The sequence below is a fragment of the Vibrio sp. Vb0937 genome, assembly GCF_033338855.1.
On record NZ_JAWOTK010000003.1, the window covers coordinates 1 to 18,541 of the forward strand.

At 43.1% G+C, this 18,541-nt stretch carries 15 protein-coding genes, 1 tRNA gene and 1 other RNA gene; 12 read left to right on the top strand and 5 right to left on the bottom strand.

Annotated elements, in window-relative coordinates; translation table 11 throughout:
• Positions 1-67, bottom strand: a tRNA-Tyr gene (locus R7P67_RS06905).
• Between the two features lie 292 nt (positions 68-359).
• On the opposite strand from R7P67_RS06905, the gene R7P67_RS06910 reads away from it, so the two are divergent.
• The 3 genes from R7P67_RS06910 (at position 360) to R7P67_RS06920 (ending at position 4,986) form a co-directional block, all read left to right on the top strand.
• Positions 360-1,454 carry an efflux RND transporter periplasmic adaptor subunit gene (locus tag R7P67_RS06910; RefSeq protein WP_005389959.1) on the top strand — a complete coding sequence of 365 codons (1,095 nt, stop codon included), beginning with the start codon at positions 360-362 and terminating at the stop codon, positions 1,452-1,454.
• Positions 1,454-4,567: a multidrug efflux RND transporter permease subunit VmeF gene (gene vmeF, locus R7P67_RS06915; protein WP_053349418.1), complete on the top strand. Its 3,114-nt coding sequence runs from the start codon at positions 1,454-1,456 to the stop codon at positions 4,565-4,567. Before R7P67_RS06910 ends, vmeF begins: the two co-directional genes overlap by 1 nt.
• 221 nt (positions 4,568-4,788) lie before the next feature.
• Complete coding sequence (locus R7P67_RS06920) at positions 4,789-4,986, top strand: type II secretion system protein (RefSeq protein ID WP_031781369.1); 198 nt, start codon at positions 4,789-4,791, stop codon at positions 4,984-4,986.
• A gap of 90 nt (positions 4,987-5,076) precedes the next feature.
• On the opposite strand, the gene R7P67_RS06925 is transcribed toward R7P67_RS06920, so the two are convergent.
• The gene (locus R7P67_RS06925; protein WP_053349419.1) at positions 5,077-5,652 is read right to left on the bottom strand and encodes a porin family protein; all 576 of its coding nucleotides are present in this window, start codon (positions 5,650-5,652) and stop codon (positions 5,077-5,079) included.
• Positions 5,653-5,866: 214 nt separating this feature from the next.
• Here R7P67_RS06925 and R7P67_RS06930 point away from each other — a divergent pair, with 214 nt between their 5' ends.
• Positions 5,867-6,184 carry a DUF1244 domain-containing protein gene (locus tag R7P67_RS06930; protein ID WP_005378586.1) on the top strand — a complete coding sequence of 106 codons (318 nt, stop codon included), beginning with the start codon at positions 5,867-5,869 and terminating at the stop codon, positions 6,182-6,184.
• Positions 6,185-6,244: 60 nt separating this feature from the next.
• Here the strand turns inward: R7P67_RS06930 and R7P67_RS06935 are convergent, their stop codons facing one another.
• Complete coding sequence (locus tag R7P67_RS06935) at positions 6,245-7,339, bottom strand: PLP-dependent cysteine synthase family protein (RefSeq protein WP_005389952.1); 1,095 nt, start codon at positions 7,337-7,339, stop codon at positions 6,245-6,247.
• A 138-nt stretch (positions 7,340-7,477) separates the two neighbouring features.
• On the opposite strand from R7P67_RS06935, the gene R7P67_RS06940 reads away from it, so the two are divergent.
• The gene (locus R7P67_RS06940; RefSeq protein WP_053307491.1) at positions 7,478-7,942 is read left to right on the top strand and encodes an Lrp/AsnC family transcriptional regulator; all 465 of its coding nucleotides are present in this window, start codon (positions 7,478-7,480) and stop codon (positions 7,940-7,942) included.
• A gap of 456 nt (positions 7,943-8,398) precedes the next feature.
• On the top strand, positions 8,399-11,440 hold the full coding sequence (locus tag R7P67_RS06945; RefSeq protein ID WP_318085925.1) for a cadherin repeat domain-containing protein: 3,042 nt from the start codon (positions 8,399-8,401) through the stop codon (positions 11,438-11,440).
• Between the two features lie 68 nt (positions 11,441-11,508).
• Here the strand turns inward: R7P67_RS06945 and tesB are convergent, their stop codons facing one another.
• Positions 11,509-12,369 (bottom strand): acyl-CoA thioesterase II, encoded by an 861-nt coding sequence (gene tesB, locus R7P67_RS06950; protein ID WP_005378575.1) that lies wholly within the window; start codon positions 12,367-12,369, stop codon positions 11,509-11,511.
• Between the two features lie 240 nt (positions 12,370-12,609).
• On the opposite strand from tesB, the gene R7P67_RS06955 reads away from it, so the two are divergent.
• Positions 12,610-13,044 (top strand): YbaY family lipoprotein, encoded by a 435-nt coding sequence (locus R7P67_RS06955; RefSeq protein WP_262652538.1) that lies wholly within the window; start codon positions 12,610-12,612, stop codon positions 13,042-13,044.
• A gap of 30 nt (positions 13,045-13,074) precedes the next feature.
• Here the strand turns inward: R7P67_RS06955 and R7P67_RS06960 are convergent, their stop codons facing one another.
• Complete coding sequence (locus tag R7P67_RS06960; RefSeq protein WP_005378570.1) at positions 13,075-13,377, bottom strand: DNA base-flipping protein; 303 nt, start codon at positions 13,375-13,377, stop codon at positions 13,075-13,077.
• 257 nt (positions 13,378-13,634) lie between these two features.
• Here R7P67_RS06960 and R7P67_RS06965 point away from each other — a divergent pair, with 257 nt between their 5' ends.
• The 5 genes from R7P67_RS06965 to R7P67_RS06985 all read left to right on the top strand — a co-directional run bounded on the left by R7P67_RS06965 (position 13,635) and on the right by R7P67_RS06985 (position 18,379).
• Positions 13,635-14,378 (top strand): hypothetical protein, encoded by a 744-nt coding sequence (locus R7P67_RS06965; RefSeq protein ID WP_005378568.1) that lies wholly within the window; start codon positions 13,635-13,637, stop codon positions 14,376-14,378.
• A gap of 152 nt (positions 14,379-14,530) precedes the next feature.
• Positions 14,531-16,534, top strand: coding sequence for a GGDEF domain-containing protein (locus R7P67_RS06970; protein WP_262652537.1), 2,004 nt, complete (start codon positions 14,531-14,533; stop codon positions 16,532-16,534).
• A gap of 137 nt (positions 16,535-16,671) precedes the next feature.
• Positions 16,672-16,768, top strand: an RNA gene (gene ffs / locus R7P67_RS06975) — signal recognition particle sRNA small type.
• Between the two features lie 212 nt (positions 16,769-16,980).
• Positions 16,981-17,715, top strand: coding sequence for an RNA methyltransferase (locus tag R7P67_RS06980; RefSeq protein WP_005378485.1), 735 nt, complete (start codon positions 16,981-16,983; stop codon positions 17,713-17,715).
• A 244-nt stretch (positions 17,716-17,959) separates the two neighbouring features.
• Complete coding sequence (locus R7P67_RS06985; RefSeq protein WP_005378483.1) at positions 17,960-18,379, top strand: CBS domain-containing protein; 420 nt, start codon at positions 17,960-17,962, stop codon at positions 18,377-18,379.
• The last annotated feature ends 162 nt before the right edge of the window (positions 18,380-18,541 follow it).

Sequence of the window (18,541 nt, forward strand, 5' to 3'; positions counted from 1 at the left end):
GGACGGATTCGAACCATCGAAGGCAGTGCCGGCAGATTTACAGTCTGCTCCCTTTGGCCACTCGGGAACCCCTCCAGAGGATTTTTATACTTAGTAAGATGTTTTCCCAACTCATCTCCCAAGTGCGGAGCGAATCATAGCAAACTCGCTCAGGCTGTAAAGCGTTTTTCTTACGTTTTTACGTTGAATGCTGTCTTTTTGGGCAAAGATGGTAGAAAGTCAGCGTTTTGTTTGTCCTTTGAACAGAAGAGAAGCGCGCTTTTTACTTGAATTTACACTACTTGACGTTAAACACCGTATCTACTGATAAACTGTAAGCAGTTTAATGACATAAGTTTATTCGTTTAGAAGTCAATATCATGAGCATGAAAGCCACGTTATCGTTATCTGTTTTAACGCTTTCTATATTACTGAGTTCTCCATCGGTTTGCGCTGCGATGCGAGGAGGCTCAGCGGTTACCGTTGTGACTGAACAAGTAGAAACGCACGAGATCAATCAATCCTTAACTCTTATCGGCAAATTAAAGGCAGCGGAGTCTGTGGTTGTCGCATCGGAAGTCGCCGGCAAAGTGAATCAAATCGCTGTTAAAGCGAATCAAAATGTTCAGCAAGACCAGTTATTAATTAAGTTAGATGACGATAAGGCTCAAGCCGCTTTGATTGAGGCAAAGGCGTATCTAAAAGATGAACAGCGTAAGTTAAAAGAGTTCCAACGTTTGGTTAAGCGGAATGCGATTACTCAAACTGAAATCGATGCACAAAAAGCCAGTGTTGAAATAGCACAAGCGAGGCTAGATGCTGCTCAAGCCAATTTAGCTGATCTCCATATTACTGCTCCATTTTCTGGCACTGTTGGTTTTATCGATTTTAGCCGCGGCAAAATGGTCAGTGCGGGTACTGAACTTTTGACGTTGGATGATCTTTCCGTCATGGAACTGGATTTACAAGTACCGGAGCGCTATTTATCGATGCTTTCTATTGGTATGGAAGTCATCGCTAAAACCAGTGCATGGGGTAGCCAGATCTTTACTGGTCAAGTCACAGGTATTGATACGCGTATCAGCGCCGAAACACTGAATCTTCGCGTGCGTATTGAGTTTGATAACCCAGAAAATCAATTGAAGCCGGGCATGTTGATGAACGCTTCACTAGCATTTCCTGCTATTAAGGCGCCAATCATTCCTGTTCAAGCGCTTGAATACTCCGGAACTAAACGTTTTGTATATGTAATTGATGAAAACAACAAAGCTACTCGTCAAGAAGTGTCGCTAGGTGCTCGTGTTGGTAACGAGGTGGTGATCGAATCTGGTGTTGAGATTGGTGACAAGATTGTGGTTCAAGGCATTGTTAACATGCGTGATGGTGTCGAAGTGAAAGAAATTGTCGCGCCACTAAAAGCGAACACCACGGATGTGACACGCAATGACAGTGAATCGGATGAGGAAGAAAACTAATGTTACTGTCCGACGTTTCAGTTAAACGCCCTGTCGCGGCGTTGGTTCTGAGCATGCTGTTGTGTGTGTTTGGCTTTGTGTCATTCACCAAATTAGCCGTTCGTGAAATGCCTGATATAGAAAGCCCAGTCGTTTCTATCAGTACGCGTTATGAGGGTGCATCGGCGACTATTATTGAAAGCCAAATTACCTCCGTTTTGGAAGACCAGCTTTCTGGGATCAGTGGAGTTGATGAAATTAGCTCCACTACTCGTAACAGCATGTCGCGTATCACGATCACGTTTGAATTAGGTTACGATCTCAACACAGGTGTGAGCGACGTGCGTGATGCTGTGGCTCGTGCTCAGCGCTCGCTACCTGATGAAGCGGATGACCCTATTGTTTATAAGAACAATGGCTCGGGAGAGGCGTCGCTCTATATCAATCTCAGTTCTGCAGAGATGGACCGTACTCAATTAACCGATTATGCCGAACGTGTATTGATGGACCGCTTTAGCCTGATCTCTGGGGTTAGCTCCATTGATCTCTCCGGTGGTTTGTACAAGGTAATGTACGTGAAGCTTAAGCCAGAACTAATGGCTGGACGTTCAGTTACAGCTTCGGACATTACATCAGCTTTGCGAAGTGAGAACCTAGAAAGCCCAGGTGGTGAAGTTCGCAACGACTCAACGGTAATGTCCGTGCGTACGGCTCGTACTTATAACACGCCTGAAGATTTTCAATATCTTGTCATTAAACGCGCAAGCGACAATACACCTATCTATTTAAAAGATGTAGCAGATGTCTTCATTGGTGCAGAAAACGAAAACTCAACCTTCAAAAGTGATGGTGTAGTAAACATCAGTCTTGGTGTGGTACCGCAGTCAGACGCAAACCCGTTAGAGGTTGCGAAGCTGGTTAGGTCTGAAGTCGATAACATCCAGAAGTTCTTACCAGAAGGTACACGTCTTGCGATAGATTACGACGCGACAGTATTTATCGAGCGTTCAATCGAAGAGGTGTACAGCACGCTATTTATCACGGGCGGCTTGGTGATTTTGGTGTTGTACATTTTCATCGGCCAAGCTCGTGCAACCTTAATTCCTGCGGTTACGGTACCTGTTTCTCTGATTTCTTCGTTCATTGCCGCGTACTACTTTGGGTTTTCTATCAACTTGATCACCTTGATGGCGTTGATATTATCGATTGGTTTGGTGGTGGATGACGCAATTGTGGTTGTAGAGAATATCTTCCACCATATTGAACGCGGTGAATCGCCATTACTCGCCGCATATAAAGGCACAAGAGAGGTTGGTTTTGCTGTTATAGCAACAACATTAGTGCTGGTGATGGTGTTCTTACCGATCTCCTTTATGGATGGCATGGTAGGTCTACTATTTACAGAGTTTTCTGTATTGCTGGCTATGTCGGTCATATTCTCCTCTTTGATTGCCCTGACGCTGACTCCTGTATTAGGTAGTCAGATTTTGAAAGCGAATGTAAAACCAAATCGATTCAATGAAGCGGTTGATCGCTTGTTTAGCAAGCTTGAGAGTGGTTATCGCGCATTATTGAAAGGCACATTGAAAGTACGTTGGGCTGCTCCGCTGGTGATTCTAGCTTGTTTGGGCGGTAGCTATTTCTTGATGAATCAGGTACCGGCCCAACTGACCCCACAAGAAGATCGCGGTGTGATATTCGCGTTTGTGCGCGGTGCAGATGCTACGTCATACAATCGTATGTCAGCCAATATGGATATTGTCGAAGACCGATTGATGCCATTACTAGGGCAAGGTTATCTGAAGTCATTCAGCATCCAAACGCCAGCGTTTGGTGGCCAGGCAGGAGACCAGACAGGCTTTGTGATCATGATTCTAGAAGATTGGAACGAACGTGATATCACGGCTCAGCAAGCCCTTAACAAAGTACGTAAAGAATTGGCAGGTATCCCAGATGTTCGAGTGTTCCCATTTATGCCAGGTTTCCAAGGTGGTTCGAGTGAGCCAGTTCAGTTCGTATTAGGCGGCTCTGATTACGATGAGCTCGTTGTTTGGGCTGAAATGCTAAAGAACAAAGCAGAAGAATCACCAATGATGGAAGGAGCAGAGATAGATTACTCGGAAAAAACGCCTGAGTTATTGGTTACAGTTGACCGACAGCGTGCCGCAGAGCTAGGAGTCAGTGTTCAAGACATTTCTGACACCCTAGAAATCATGCTCGGTGGTAAAAGCGAAACGACTTATGTTGAGCGTGGCGAAGAGTACGATGTGTATCTTCGCGGTGATGAAAATAGCTTTAATAATGCTGCAGATTTAAGTCAGATTTATCTGCGCACGAATAGCGGTCAGCTAGTGACGTTAGATGCGGTCACAAAAATTGAAGAAGTGGCGGCCTCTATTCGTCTTTCTCACTACAACAAACAGAAGTCCATCACTATTACTGCCAACCTGTCGGAAGGTTATACATTAGGAGATGCGCTGAATTACCTAGACCAGGAAGCCATCGACAACTTACCGGGTGACATTTCGGTGAGTTATTCGGGGGAGTCGAAAGACTTTAAAGAGAACCAAGCGAGTGTTGCTGTTGTGTTTGCATTGGCACTACTAGTGGCGTATCTCGTGTTGGCGGCTCAGTTTGAAAGCTTCGTAAACCCGTTAGTGGTCATGTTTACGGTGCCGATGGGTGTATTTGGTGGCTTCCTTGGTTTGGTTATTATGGGCCAAGGTATGAACATTTATAGCCAGATTGGCATGATCATGTTGATTGGTATGGTGACGAAAAACGGTATTTTGATCGTAGAATTTGCCAATCAGCTACGTGATCGTGGCGTTGGGTTTGAAAAAGCGATCATTGATGCAGCTGCGCGACGTCTACGTCCAATCTTGATGACTGCGTTTACCACACTTGCTGGCGCAATTCCGTTGATCGTATCGACAGGGGCGGGTTATGAGAGCCGTATTGCCGTGGGTACGGTTATCTTTTTCGGGATGGGGTTTGCGACATTGGTGACCTTGTTTGTTATCCCGGCAATGTACCGATTGATTTCGGCGAAAACACAAGCACCAGGTCATGTAGAAGCAGAGTTAAACAAAGCAATTAGCCATGATACGAAGGGCCGTGTTGCCCACCCCTAGCAGTAGCACGTAAAGCTTTGATTGAAAACGCCGGGCAATTTTTGTTCGGTGTTTTTTTATATAGATAGTGATTACTTATAGATTTAATGATTATTTTTGTTTATTATTTCGTCACTTCTTCGAGGGGCACAGGACTCGCTCATCGTTTTGACTGAATGTTGGGTCTTGTTAGGTTTAATGCTAGGAAAGCAGCCTATGCCTATTATTATTGAGGTGTTTCCTTGAAAAAAGTACGTGGTAGTTACATGGTCGAAATGGTTTTAGTTGCAGGTGTTATGGCGTTGCTAGCAACTACCGCACTTCCAACGTTGACGAATGCATTAAAAGATCGTCAAGATGGTATTTTACATTCTCTCGATGCTGGTCAACCAAGCAACCATGTGAACAAAGAGGCAACAGAAACGTTCTCTGTTCAGTAAGTGACGACATACTATAGAATCTAAAAGAAGCCGAGGCAAAACTCTCGGCTTCTTTGTTTTTCAATTATGGAAACTTGGTGCTATCTAATGTTAGAAGCGTTTCCCTAGGCTGATTTGTACACCTTCGTAGCTGTCGTAAAAATCTTCAAAACCCATATCCGCGACATTATAAATGTACTCTGCGCGTAGCCAGATATCTGTACTCATATCCCAATGGACACCAGCACCGATGTTGAATAGTGCGCCTGAGTCATCTGTGACTTTTTGTTCGTTTGGTACGTACATTTCGGCTTGAGTGCCAAGCGCTGTTACGCGACCGAATAGTGATAGGGGCGTATCGCCTAAGTCATCACTCGTTACAACAGCAGACATACCTGCTTGGTAATAGTGAAGATCTAAGTCAGTTTTTAGAGCATCGTTCTTAAGTTCATTTTGTGAATAGCGCAGAACCCCTTCAAACGCGAGGTATTGGTTTACATGGTAACCCCAGCCAACTGTGATATGTGGTGTTGACCACTCATTGTCTCTATCCGAGCCGAAGTACGGTGTATCAAAACCAACGTTACCAGTACCCAGATAAAAATAAGATTGATGAGCTTGTTCTTGAGCAGCTAAAGTTGGCACGCTAATGGCCAAGGCAGACAATAATAGAATGGCGTTTTTCATAACTAGACGATAACCTTGGTAAAAGACCGTTGTAATGATTTGTTTAAATGTTAATTTAATCAATAGGATGGATGGTAATTATCATATCAGCTTTTATCAAAGGTAGTGATTTTAGAATGGGAATTGTTGCGCTAAAGCATACTTCTTACTCATGACTACCGACTAACTAGATATGGTGACGAAAGCTAGCTAAATAAGAGAGAAGGAAAGGAAAGTGGCTGAATTCAAATACAAAAACTTGACTCAAGAAGAACAAGATAAGTTAGACGCGGCGACATTTCGCCGTTTATTGGCGCATTTAGATGCCAACAAAGACGTACAAAACATCGACCTGATGATCCTTGCGGGCTTCTGTCGCAACTGCTTTAGCAAATGGTATAAATCTGAGGCTGAAAATCTCGGTTTGGATTTAGATATTGATGACGCTCGCGAACGTGTTTACGGCATGACTTACGATGAATGGAAACAAAATCATCAACCAGCGGCAACGCCAGAACAATTGGCTGCGTTTGAAGCGCGCCAGAAAAAGTAAAGCCCAGCGATAAAAACAGCCCGCATGAAGTTGGGCTGTTTTTAAAGTCCAGTTTGCACGTTAAGCGTTAGTTGAGCCGCAACAAGCTGGCTCAACGCAACCTTTTGCTTGAATGACTTCGAGTTGAGCTAAGTAAGGTTGAATATCGCCGATGTTCTCTTTTACCCATGTTAAGTCATAATACGTATCTAGGTAACGCTCTCCAGAATCACATAGAAGCGTCACGATAGAACCCTTCTCACCGCGTTGTTTCATCTCACAAGCCAATTGCAGCACACCGTAAAGATTGGTGCCTGTTGATGCGCCGACTTTACGCCCAATCAGCTGAGATACCCAATGGGCAGTTGCCACACTGGCTGCGTCTGGAATTTTGCGCATTTCATCAATGACACCAGCAATAAAGCTTGGTTCGACACGTGGTCGCCCGATACCTTCAATTTTGCTGCCAGTATCGCCTTTCAATGAGTGATTTCCTGACTGGAAAGCATCGTAAAACACTGAGTTTTCAGGGTCTACCACGCAAAGCTTGGTGTCGTATTTTTGGTAACGAATAAAACGGCCAATGGTTGCTGATGTGCCGCCTGTTCCAGGACTCATCACTACCCAGCTAGGAATCGGGTGATCTTCTAACTCCATTTGGCTAAAGATAGAGTTCGCGATGTTGTTGTTACCGCGCCAGTCAGTAGCGCGTTCAGCATAAGTAAACTGGTCCATGTAGTGACCATTTAGCTCTTGAGCCAAGCGTCGAGACTCGTCATAAATCTGATCTGATCGTTCAACAAGGTGCGCTTTACCACCGTAAAATTCAATTTGTTCGATCTTTTTACGTGCAGTGGTTTTCGGCATGACGGCAATGAACGGTAAGCCAAGTAAACGCGCAAAATACGCTTCCGAAACGGCAGTGCTGCCTGAGGACGCCTCGATTACAGTGGTTTCAGGACCAATCCATCCATTACAAATAGCGTAAAGAAATAATGAGCGCGCCAATCGATGCTTAAGAGAGCCTGTAGGGTGCGTACTCTCATCTTTTAGATAGATATCGATACCATCAAGAGAAGGTAGTTCGAGTTTAAATAAGTGAGTATCAGCAGAACGTTGGAAGTCTGCTTCAATTTTACGCACTGCATTGTTGATCCAATTGTGGTCAGTACACATGGCGTCTCTCCTTGGAAATCGATAGATAAGCATTAGATGGGAATAATTTACCTATAATACGAGAGAAAAACTTTGCTATAGTTGCCGGTAATGACTATTTTGATAGAAAAGTTTTCTACACTTCGTGGGTTTTATAGGATGAGTTTGGATCGGGTCGATAAACAGCTGCTTGCGTTGTTACAAACCGACAGCACCTTGTCATTAAATGAGTTAGCAGAGCAGGTAAATCTGACAACGACGCCATGTTGGAAGCGTTTGAAAAGGTTGGAAGAAGAGGGCTACATCGAAAAACGCGTGGCGTTGTTAAGTGCAGAAAAGCTCGAGCTATCTTTCATTGCATTTGTTCAGTTAAAAACGATTGATCATTCCGAAGGTTGGTATCACCATTTTGTTACAACTGTGAGTGACTTTCCTGAGGTAATGGAGTTTTATCGTATGGCTGGCGAGTATGACTACATGATGAAAGTACTAGTCAAAGATATGAAGTGTTTTGACGAATTCTATAAGCGGTTAGTTAATAGCGTAAAAGGGCTATCTAATGTGACTTCAACATTTGCTATGGAGTCCATTAAATACACAACAGAGTTACCAATCCTAAAATAACTCGCCCTATAAGAATTCTATCTAATGTTAATTCTACCTTTTAGTATTTTAAATGTTAAAAGGTAGTTTGATTATGCTTTTAAAACTATTTCCTACCAGATTTTTATAAATATAAACGATATTTATTCTCTCTTCTATTTTTCATTAACCATTTGTTTTTGCAGTCCATTAATCCTATACATCATAATGAAAGAAAAAATAACGCAATTTTTTCTCTTTATTTTTCATGTTTTATTTTATTGAATATTAATTTTTACTAAATTAATGGAAGAGTTTGATTTAAACGTTTGCTTTTTGTGTTTTCATGTAATTTGGTCGCTATTTTTGAGTATTTATTTTTAGGATTAATACAGTAGCAATTACTTAAGTAATAAAGTACTCAAAAATGGGGATAGTGATTAATAAAACATCGTATTATTATCGCCCCATCTTGTATGTAACAAAGTATTACTAAAAATGAACAGAAATTACTATTTGCTTTTTCTCGCAGCTTTACTCGCTGGCTGTGGCGGTGGGGGAGACTCTAAGCCGAACAATACGAAGACACCAACTACGATAACAAAGCAGAACCGTCCGCAATTAAAAGTTGAAGACACGGTATTGAAGTTTGAAGGAGTGGGAACGGTTACTGAAGCAAAACTGAGCAATGTACATGGGTCGGTATCTTACCAAGTCATTGACTCTAATCCGCCAAATGTCGTGAAAATTAATGACTCAGGAATACTACAAATTCTGCGCCCAGGAACGGCGACTATTCTTGCTACAGATAGTAGCTCTGCTTATGAGTCTTCTGAAGCAAGATTTTCTGTCACTGTAGAGCGAGGCATCAATACTGAATTTTCAGTGAGTGATCTGAATTTCAATGCGATTGAGTCAGAAGGAAAAGCGTTGATCGTCCGTGGCCAAAAAGGCGAACTGAGTTATGAGGTAGAAAGTGGTCATAACTTGATTCGTGTTGATGAGAACGGTTCGGTATATTCATTAGGTTCAGTTGGTCAGGCATCGGTGCTGATTACTGATTCAGGTAACGACTTTTACTTGCCGAAACAAGTTCGCGCTACGGTTAAACTGCATGCAGTAGCTCCGGGGCAATTACAGTTCGCTTTGCTTGAAGACGAGTATCGAGAAGGGTTGACGTTAGAACCAGTGCGTCTAGATAAAGCTCAAACGCAACGTATTTCTTACAAAATTATAAATAGCGTACCAGACAGCAAGGTGGCCGAGTTGCTAGATCCTGAAACGGGTTTGCTTCTTGTTCATAATGTTGGTCGATTAACGGTTGAAGCGACTGCAACTTACAGCGACGCGTTTCTGGATAAACAGCAAACAGCGCAATTTTTTGTGGATATAAAACAAGGCAAGCGTCAAGAAATCAGCGCAGCGGATATCGTCACAACTTATGAGGAAGGTGGACGAATTTTCCCTAAGGTGACGAACGCCTACGGTGACTATGAGCTGAGAATCATTCGTGGTGAAGACGTTGTCGCTAAAACTGAAAATGGTGAAGCATTACTGATCAAAGGTGTTGGTGCTGCTGAAGTGGAAATTTACGAGCATGACATGCGTAATTATCCTGCAAGCAAAACTCGTTTTGATCTTGAAGTTAATCGCGCGCCTCATCCCGTTATAAAAGACATTGAAATGCCGCTTACCTATCAACCAAATCTTTCAATCCCTCTGGCGTTTAAAGGGCAAAAAGGTAACGTAAATCTAGTTAGCAGCTTACCTAATGGCTTACGAATGACTGACGGCAAGTTGGAGGTAGTGACTGCGGGTGAGTACGACCTTAAGTTTGAAGACGATGGTGGGGAGTTCTACCAACCTATTCAATTTAATGTCGTCATCAAAGTTGCAAAGGCTGAAGGCCAACCGATGGCAACACACGATTATGACGTTGTATACAGCAACAAATACAGTTTTGATCTTCACCGTGATTTTGGTTTGAGTGCTGACGAGCAAATTGAGATTGTAGATAACACCGCACCAGATGTTGTCGGTGGTTTTAGTGAAGGACGTCTCCATGTGTATAAAGCGGGTAAAGCGACGCTAACTGTGCGCAGAAAAGAGAGCGCGAATTATACCGTTGGTCCTGATCAAAAAGTCTACGTGACAATTTTGAGTGCGCCGAGCCGAATTGAAGTTCAATCCGATGTGGAAGAGATTTGGAAGGTTGGCCAAACATTTGTTGCGCCGAAAATCTCTGGTACGGTTGGGGAAGTTACGTACCGATTTGCAGACAACGCAGCAACAGATGTGGTTTCCTTAAACAGCCAAACGGGTGCCATGCAAATTCTTAACGCGGGTAGCACAAAAATTATTGTTTCGGATGCGGGGGACGACAAAGTGGATCCGGGTGAAAGTAGTTTCTCGGTCACGATTAAACAAGGCACAAACCCTGTATCGGTTACTTACCCAACGGTAGAATTCTCCGCTGGTAGTGTTATCTCACCAGTGATGAGTGGTGGGACTGCGAAGGCAAGTTACCGTCTTATTAACCAAAAAGACCCTGTGGTCGAGCTAGTTTCTCCTGATACAGGGCGTTTGAAAATCCTGCATGCAGGCACGTACCAATTAGAGGTTACCCTTACTGGGCGCAACTACAAAGCTAAAACAATCGTCGTAAATGGCACTATTAACAAAGCGAATCACCCTGGTTTAAGTACTTCTACAATGAAGGTGGAATTTGAACCATTTAAAAAGGTTAAGCTAGACTTTGGTGCACCAATAGGAAACCGCAGCTATCAAATATCCAGCTCAACAATTAAAGGAGTCGCTTCATTAGATGTTGATAAGGAAGAGCTGACGTTACTTGACCTCCCACCAGTAAAAAGACGTTGGATTTCTCTCGACGTTTCGGAAGGAGAATCTCGAGATTACAAAGCGTTGGAAAGTAAGAAAGTCCAGCTGTATCTAAGCTTTGCAGATGAAGGTGTTGCGGATCAATATACATTGCTTGAAACTGAACAAACAGTATTGTTTAGCACGCTAAATGCACGTGAGTTTTCTAACTTAGAAGAAAGTGAGTTTGGTTTGATGAACGTTCGTTCAGTGCGTGAGCCAACGGACGAAGAATTGAAATTATACGGCAAAGGTAAGATTGCACTACTTGCATTCAAGCCGGTGGGTAACGATGACCAAACTCTAATAAAAGGAGCGTGGGTACACTTAGCTCGATTTGATGGATGTACATCAGAGCTGTTCGAAGATGATCTCAAGCCTTTTGAAGCAATTGACTATGATGACCCAGGGTACTGCACCAGCGGCAGCACGATTCGTATGACTCGGTTCTTAATAATTGATGACTCGAAGATGGAAAAGGTAGAGTATGAGTTAGTTGCACCTGTGATTACTTACCGTCGTGGGGTTCGTGAATTTTTAGCAACGAATAAAGGTGGATTCTATGCCGACCCAAATGTCATTTACGGGAAAGGTGAATATGGTTACCCGAAATCACTTTACGAATGGTCGGTTGTTAACATGAAGTATCAACCAAATTAATCATCGTTTGATACCCATTAAAAAAGGAGTGCGGAACAGCACTCCTTTTTTCGTGTAACGAACACGAGCTATTTCGTGTAGCGCATCACCCCTTCTTGCACGGCGGTCGCCACTAAGTGACCTTGCTGGTTGTATATTTCGCCACGGACCAACCCACGAGTATTGCTCGCCGTTGGGCTCTCTATCGCATATAGAAGCCATTCATCCATCTTAAACGGGCGATGGAACCAGATAGAGTGGTCAATGGTGGCCACTTGAAAGTTAGGCGTCATTAATGAGACTTCATGTGGATGCATTGCTGTTACAAGGAATCCCCAATCGGATGCGTAGGCCAGAAGGTACTGGTGAATTAGCTGATTCTCTGGCATTTCACCATTAGCACGAATCCAAAGGTACTGTTTGGGTTCTGCTTTTTTGGGCTTCAAAGGGTTGATAACCGTAACGGGGCGAGTTTCGATTGGCTTTTCCCCGCAAAATGTTTTGCGTAAGCGTTTGGGTAGAAATTCTGCAATATGGCTTGCGAGCTCACTCTCTGAGGCAAAGTTTTCTGGACCAGGGATATCTGGCATTTCTTTTTGATGATCAAACCCAGGTTGATCGCCATGGTAGGATGCGGTTAGGTAAAAAATAGGGCGTCCATTTTGAATTGCCTTTACGCGTCTAGTGCTAAAGCTACGGCCATCTCTCAGATTTTCTACATCATAAATAATAGGTTTTTCTGGATCGCCAGGGTACAAAAAATAGCTATGGAAGGAGTGTACCGTGCGTGTTTCTTCAACGGTGTAGCGCGCAGCAGAAAGTGCTTGCCCAATTACTTGACCGCCATAAACTTGAGGCAAACCTAGGTTTTCACTTTGGCCACGAAACAAGCCTTCTTCTAATTTTTCGAGTTGTAGTAGGCTGAGCAATTCTCGTAGTGGTTTACTCATTGTGTCTCCTCACCGTTGTCTTTCATTCCAAGTTACCTCAACAGCCTCACTCTTGTGAAGTGGCATAGTTAAGAACTATTGAGTAACTTAGAAATAGTATTGTTCCAATTATGAAACAAAATCAATTGTTTGATAAATTCTAACTCAGTCAAACTATTGTCAAATAAAGTGACAGGAAGCAGACAGTTTTATATTCCACACCTATAATTGCCTCGGTTTAATGCTCTTTTCGAGGAATATATGAAAAAAACACTACTACTTGTTACTTCTCTACTCTTTGGGGCTGCGTTAGTGGGTTGCCAAACTTCTCAAACTACAGAAATGGAATCTACAGAAGCGTCAATGAAGACGATTACAGGTACAGTGGCTTATCGCGAGCGGATTGCCTTGCCACCAAACGCAGTGGTTACTATTGCGTTAGAAGATGTGTCCTTGGCGGATGCGCCAGCAAAAGTGTTGGCGAAACAGACATTCGAAACGGAAGGTAAGCAAGTTCCTCTTTCTTTTGAGTTGAGTTACGACAGCAATGAAATCAAACCAAACCATCGTTACAGCGTTCGTGCTCGCATTGAGGTAGATGGAAAGCTGCGTTTTATCAGCGACACACATAACGGTGTTATTACAGATGAAGCACAAACTCACCAGTTAGATATTCGTCTAGTTGGCACACGTTAATACGACGTAGTGAGAACAAAAAATGGCAGCTTAAGGCTGCCATTTGTATTTTTTAAGTGAAGTTTTGCCAACTTCCGATACTTCAATCCCTTCTGCTTCTAATTTCTTTTTTTGTCGCTCTAAGTCTCGGCCTTTTAAAGATATTTTTCCTTGGCTATTTACCACTCTAAACCAGGGGAGTTTACTGCCTTCTGGTAAGTTGCCCAGTGCTTTACCAACATGTCTCGCATAGCCCGGATAACCGGCCATTTTTGCAATTTCCCCATAGGTGGATACTTTTCCTTTTGGAATTTGGTGAATTACAGCAAAGATTTGCGCTAAAAATTGGTCCATACTCAAAAGTGTCTATTTTGGATTACTAAGGAATGGTAAACCATTGGACTTGTATATTGCTAACGGTTCTTAACCCTTGTGTTATCAGCGACTCACTTTGAAGAATTACATTTTCTGTTCTGTAGTGTCGTTGGTTGATGAACGTTAAACAGCATGAAGCAAACGCAAGCTAAGCTTGAATCTAGACCCTCTCAACGACTTTCAATCCCAGTTTTTGCCGTTGAGTTACCAAGTAGGTGGGGAAGCCAGGAGGCGCTATGATTTTATCGACACTTCAATTTTTCGTTACGACCTTACTCGCTGTTGTCTGTGTTCGGGCGATGAGTTTGAGCGAGGGTGACATTCCCGTTCTTGCACTTATGATCCCCGCGCTGTGGGTTCTGCCACAAGGTGGGTTCGCTGGCCTAGTATTACTGGGCGCGATGATGGCTTTTGGTGCGACACTCTCAATGCAGCCAATTGCTTTGTCGGTTGGTGTTTTGATCCTTTTCCCACTTTTAATGGTGGTATTTTCTCGTAGAAGCTCTTTAGGTGTGTTGCTCACCGCTGGTCTTATTGTACTTACACTGCAAGTTGGTCTTATGGTCACACAGCAAGGCGGTAAGCTGGATGGTTTTGCTTGGGTTACAGTGGTTCAAACCATTGCGGTTATGGCGATGTGGTGGTCGGCTGCGCATTGGACGCCATCCAATAAACACAGCTGGTGGCCGTTGTTTTTGTTGCTCCCATTGTGGATTGCAGGCCTACCGTACGCCGTTCTTATGGCGTTAAGTTTGACGGGAATGTTAGCGTCAATGGAAGCACTTGCGAAGCTTCAACATACCATTCGTTGGAGCAAATTATTATGTTGGACATTGCCGACTGTGGGTTTTGCCGCTTTAGTCGTCAGCCCGACCACGGATGTGCCAAACCCTGTTTTCGTGGTTTGGATCTGTTTGTTAGGGACGGCTTGGATGACTGACTATATTTTACGTAGTAGCGATGAACAGGCTGAATTATGAGTTTTTAGTCAGGTAAAAAGTGACATGTGCGGCAGAGTATCGAATTGGTTGTGGAACAAAATGGAGATTAGTATATGTTCTTCATTTCATATTTAATACACTTCCAATAATAATAACCACAATATAAGTGGTTGATTTAAGATAAGTTTGTCATGACAACTTTTGCTCGAACACTGTTGCTTTTTGCATGTTGCCACTTGAGTTTGAATGTAAAAGCCGAAGCCCCTTTAATTGCTCATTATAAAGTCGCGACTGAAGCGGATGATGTCGTCACTCGTGTTCTTTTCAATGCTGCTTCAGAGGAGTTTGGCTTTACCGTTCAATACGTGAACTACTCCAGCTTTGATGCCATTCTAAATTCAGTAGCGAATGGGGAAGCGGACTTTGCTGCGAATATCACTTACACACAAGAACGTGCTCAACGTTTTAGTTATTCCCGCCCAACAAATATCGAATATACCTACCTCTTTGGCTTAAAAGATTCGACGTTGAGTGATATTTCGCGTGTTGGCGTCCCCAAAGATACAGTTTATGCCCAATTACTTAAACAACACTACCCTGAGCTAGAACAGATCTCTTATCAAGGTCACGAACAAGCAGTAACACTGCTACGTTCAGGTGCTGTGGACGGCGTTGTCGATGCCATTAACCAGCTCAAGCCGATGCTGATGGAGGGGTTTGACGCCAAGATGCTCAATGATCAGATTTCGATAAAGCCCGTATCCATCATCAGTAAAAAAGATCATCATCTTGAAGAGTTGGACACGTTCGCTACGTTTATTCACGGGGAAGCGGTGCAAAAGCAGCTTCGCGAAGAAATTTCCCAGTATCAATTTGAATTAAGGCGAGCGGCGTTGCGTGATTCTATTTGTTTATTGCCCCTTGATTTTAATGAACCAATACGGATTAAGCTCGAATCTATCTTTCCATATGTTGTATACAACGCAGATGGTAGTGTCGAAGGGATGACGGCTGATGTAGTCCTGAGAAGCTGTGAGATCTTGGCTTTAAACTGCTTGATCATTAGTGAGCCTGGTGAAAGCTGGGGTTCTATGTACCATGAGTTTATCCAAGGTAATTTCGAAATTTTGGCGCCATTAACGGTCAGCCGTGAGCGGCGCGCATTTAGCTACTTTCCAAAGTCCCATTACGCGCCAGCATCGGTGATGGTCAAGCGTTTAGGTTACAAACCGAGCACATACTCTCATGTTTCACAGTTGATATCTGAGCGGATTGGCGTAGTTAAGGATGACTTTTTCGATCAAATGATGACGCAACTGTTACCGCTAAAAGAACTCAAACGTTATCGTACCCAACAAGAGCTCATTCAGGGGCTACTAAATGAAGAAGTCGATTACATTCCGATGGATACGGCGATGCTCAATCATTTTTTACGTCTCAGTGAATTGGTTCCGATAGAGCAGGATACCGCTATTGGCGAGTTTTATGAGTCACAACTCTCTGTTGGATTGGTCGCGAATGAAAAAGGAGCCATGCTTGCGCCTTTCTTCAGTCGAGCGATAGCGATGTTAGAAGTTGATAAGATCATTGCTCAGTACGATGTACGCCCAGATTGGCGTACCGCACTTGAATATGAGATTCGATTAGCGACGCAAACACAAGCTGTGTTTATCTTTGTGTTATTGTTTGCTATTTGTGTTTCGCTTTATCTTTACCGTCAATCGAACACTGACAACTTAACAGGGTTAAGGAACCGTCGTGCGTTGCAAGTAAAGTATCGAAAAGGAGTAAACAAAGATCTATCCATACTTTACTTAGACATTAATCATTTCAAACGAATCAATGACACTTATGGTCATCGCGCTGGGGACGAAGTTTTACAACTACTGGCGCTAAAAATTCATTATGTCTGGTCGGGAAGATGTTATCGAATTGGAGGGGATGAGTTCATATTGCTGGGTTATCCAACGCAAGCCGAGTTAACCAGAGCAATGAGAGAGCTCAGTAGAATCGATGTGAAAGGCAAATTATGTAGTGATTTGGAGTCTATAAGTATCTCTATTGGTTTCTCTGCAAAAAGGGAACGGCACATGAGCTTAGAGCAAGCGATGCATTTGGCTGATGAAGACATGTACATGAGTAAGCAGTCCTCACGGCACGACTCCTCTTATCGTGACTGCACGGTTTCATCATAAAGGAATGAATTGATCGAGTTTTGTTCAAACGGTAATGAAATGATGAAATTCAAGGTTTTTGCTCTTGCATTATGAGAGCTGATACTGAATAATCGCCCCATCGATTGAGGCAAGACCTCTCGAAAAGAATTATGGGGCTCTGGTCCTCTCGCAACAATAGCTCGTGAACTCGGTCAGGTCCGGAAGGAAGCAGCCGCAGCGTGTGACTTGTGTGCCGGGATGTGGCTGGGGTCCCACCCTTTGAAAGCCCTGCGTTATCGCAGGGCTTTTTTCGTTTTTGAACTTTCTTTTATTTTGGCTACGCTTGGTGTTCAACGTCTTCTGATGATCAAGCTTCTTGAGGTTATTTAGGTATAATTTATAATCTCATCCGCTCGATACCGAACTGTCGTGAAGATTGTTTAGGGTACGCTCGCCGAATAACCATTTTCACCTGGGATACTTTAATGATTTCAAAAAACCAATTAAAACTGCTTCGTGCTTTAGGTCAAAAGAAACAGCGTAAAGCGCATGGCTTATTCCTAGTTCAGGGTGAAAAGAACGTACTAGAGTTAGCAAGTAGTTCATTGAAGGTGAAGCAGGTTTTTGCAACAGCGGCATTTCTCGAACAAAATGCTGGTACGCTAAATCGTTTTGATTGTGTTGAAGCATCGCTTGATGAATTGACCAAAGCGAGCACGCTTGTGAGCAATAATGCGGCCATTGCTGTGGTTGAAATTCCGAGTGTAAAAGAGCCTCAAGCGAAAGGCTTGATGATTGCGCTAGATGGTGTATCCGACCCTGGTAATCTAGGTACGATTATTCGTGTTGCAGACTGGTATGGCATCAAGCACATTATTGCGAGTACAGATTGTGCTGATCCTTATAATCCTAAAACGATCAGTGCGACTATGGGCAGCTTTGGCCGCGTACAAGTGAGTTTGGTGGATTTGCCAAGTTACTTGGAACACGCCAAATTGCCAGTATATGGCGCGTTTTTGGAAGGAGAGAGCGTTCATAAAACGGATTTCGCTGCTGAAGGTATTTTGTTGATGGGCAGCGAATCTCATGGTGTGCGTGAAGCCGCAGCAAAATTCGTGACAGATAAGATCACGATTCCGGCGTTTGGCGGTGCCGAATCACTGAATGTCGCGATGGCGACTGGCATTATTTTAGACAACATGCGCCGTCAACATAGCTAACGCAACAATTACATAATAACAAAGCCAGTCAATTGACTGGCTTTGTTGTATTTTGCCTAGAAAAATCAGCCTGGCTGAATCTTGCGTTTAACGAAATACAGTGAATGTTGTTCGGTGAGTTAATTTTGTTTTAGTTCAATAGGCTGTGCCTATAAATAAAATTACTCCTTTCCATTTAGTAAAATCAGGAAATTAGGCGACACTTATCTAAAGGCCGCAATAAAATGCCCTTAAGGAGATAAGAATGCATTCATTAAAAGTAAAAGATTACATGACGTTGCAAGCGGTGACTTTCACGAAAGATATGTCACTTTCGGCAGCTTTAAACAAAGTAATGCAAAGTGTCACACTAGGTGGCCCTGTCATTGATGAAAATGAAAAAGTGGTTGGGTTTTTATCGGAGCAAGACTTATTAGATAAGTTGGTGAAAGCAAGTTATCACTGCCAAGATACACATACGGTACAAGAGTGTATGCATGATGATGTCTTATCTGTTTCTCCAGAAATGTCAGTAATTGAACTGGCTGACATGATGAAAGTTGGAAAGCCGAAAATGTATCCAGTGGTGGATGGCAAAGGTAAGTTGGTTGGTGTTATCACAAGAAGAGACGTGCTGCGTGCCATAGGAATGACATTAAATGAGTGTTTTAAGCATCCCGTTTAACCTCTTTGTTTAAACTTTACGGAATATTGCTTTTAAACTGGTTTGGAAAGACGCTTCGGCGTCTTTTTTATTTTCTATCGCCGAACTGTACAAATTTATCTTGACCTTGGAGCTTACTCTAAGGTTTATCCTTAGCAATAGGTAAATAACCGATACCAATAA

Coding starts and splice junctions, on each gene's coding strand:
- R7P67_RS06935 (WP_005389952.1), bottom strand. CDS start 7,339: ATGTGTACTGACCACAATTGGATCAACAATGCAGTGCGTAAAATTGAA.
- R7P67_RS06970 (WP_262652537.1), top strand. CDS start 14,531: ATGACAACTTTTGCTCGAACACTGTTGCTTTTTGCATGTTGCCACTTG.
- R7P67_RS06960 (WP_005378570.1), bottom strand. CDS start 13,377: ATGGACCAATTTTTAGCGCAAATCTTTGCTGTAATTCACCAAATTCCA.
- R7P67_RS06985 (WP_005378483.1), top strand. CDS start 17,960: ATGCATTCATTAAAAGTAAAAGATTACATGACGTTGCAAGCGGTGACT.
- R7P67_RS06910 (WP_005389959.1), top strand. CDS start 360: ATGAGCATGAAAGCCACGTTATCGTTATCTGTTTTAACGCTTTCTATA.
- R7P67_RS06940 (WP_053307491.1), top strand. CDS start 7,478: ATGAGTTTGGATCGGGTCGATAAACAGCTGCTTGCGTTGTTACAAACC.
- R7P67_RS06945 (WP_318085925.1), top strand. CDS start 8,399: ATGAACAGAAATTACTATTTGCTTTTTCTCGCAGCTTTACTCGCTGGC.
- R7P67_RS06965 (WP_005378568.1), top strand. CDS start 13,635: ATGATTTTATCGACACTTCAATTTTTCGTTACGACCTTACTCGCTGTT.
- vmeF (WP_053349418.1), top strand. CDS start 1,454: ATGTTACTGTCCGACGTTTCAGTTAAACGCCCTGTCGCGGCGTTGGTT.
- R7P67_RS06955 (WP_262652538.1), top strand. CDS start 12,610: ATGAAAAAAACACTACTACTTGTTACTTCTCTACTCTTTGGGGCTGCG.
- R7P67_RS06980 (WP_005378485.1), top strand. CDS start 16,981: ATGATTTCAAAAAACCAATTAAAACTGCTTCGTGCTTTAGGTCAAAAG.
- R7P67_RS06925 (WP_053349419.1), bottom strand. CDS start 5,652: ATGAAAAACGCCATTCTATTATTGTCTGCCTTGGCCATTAGCGTGCCA.
- tesB (WP_005378575.1), bottom strand. CDS start 12,369: ATGAGTAAACCACTACGAGAATTGCTCAGCCTACTACAACTCGAAAAA.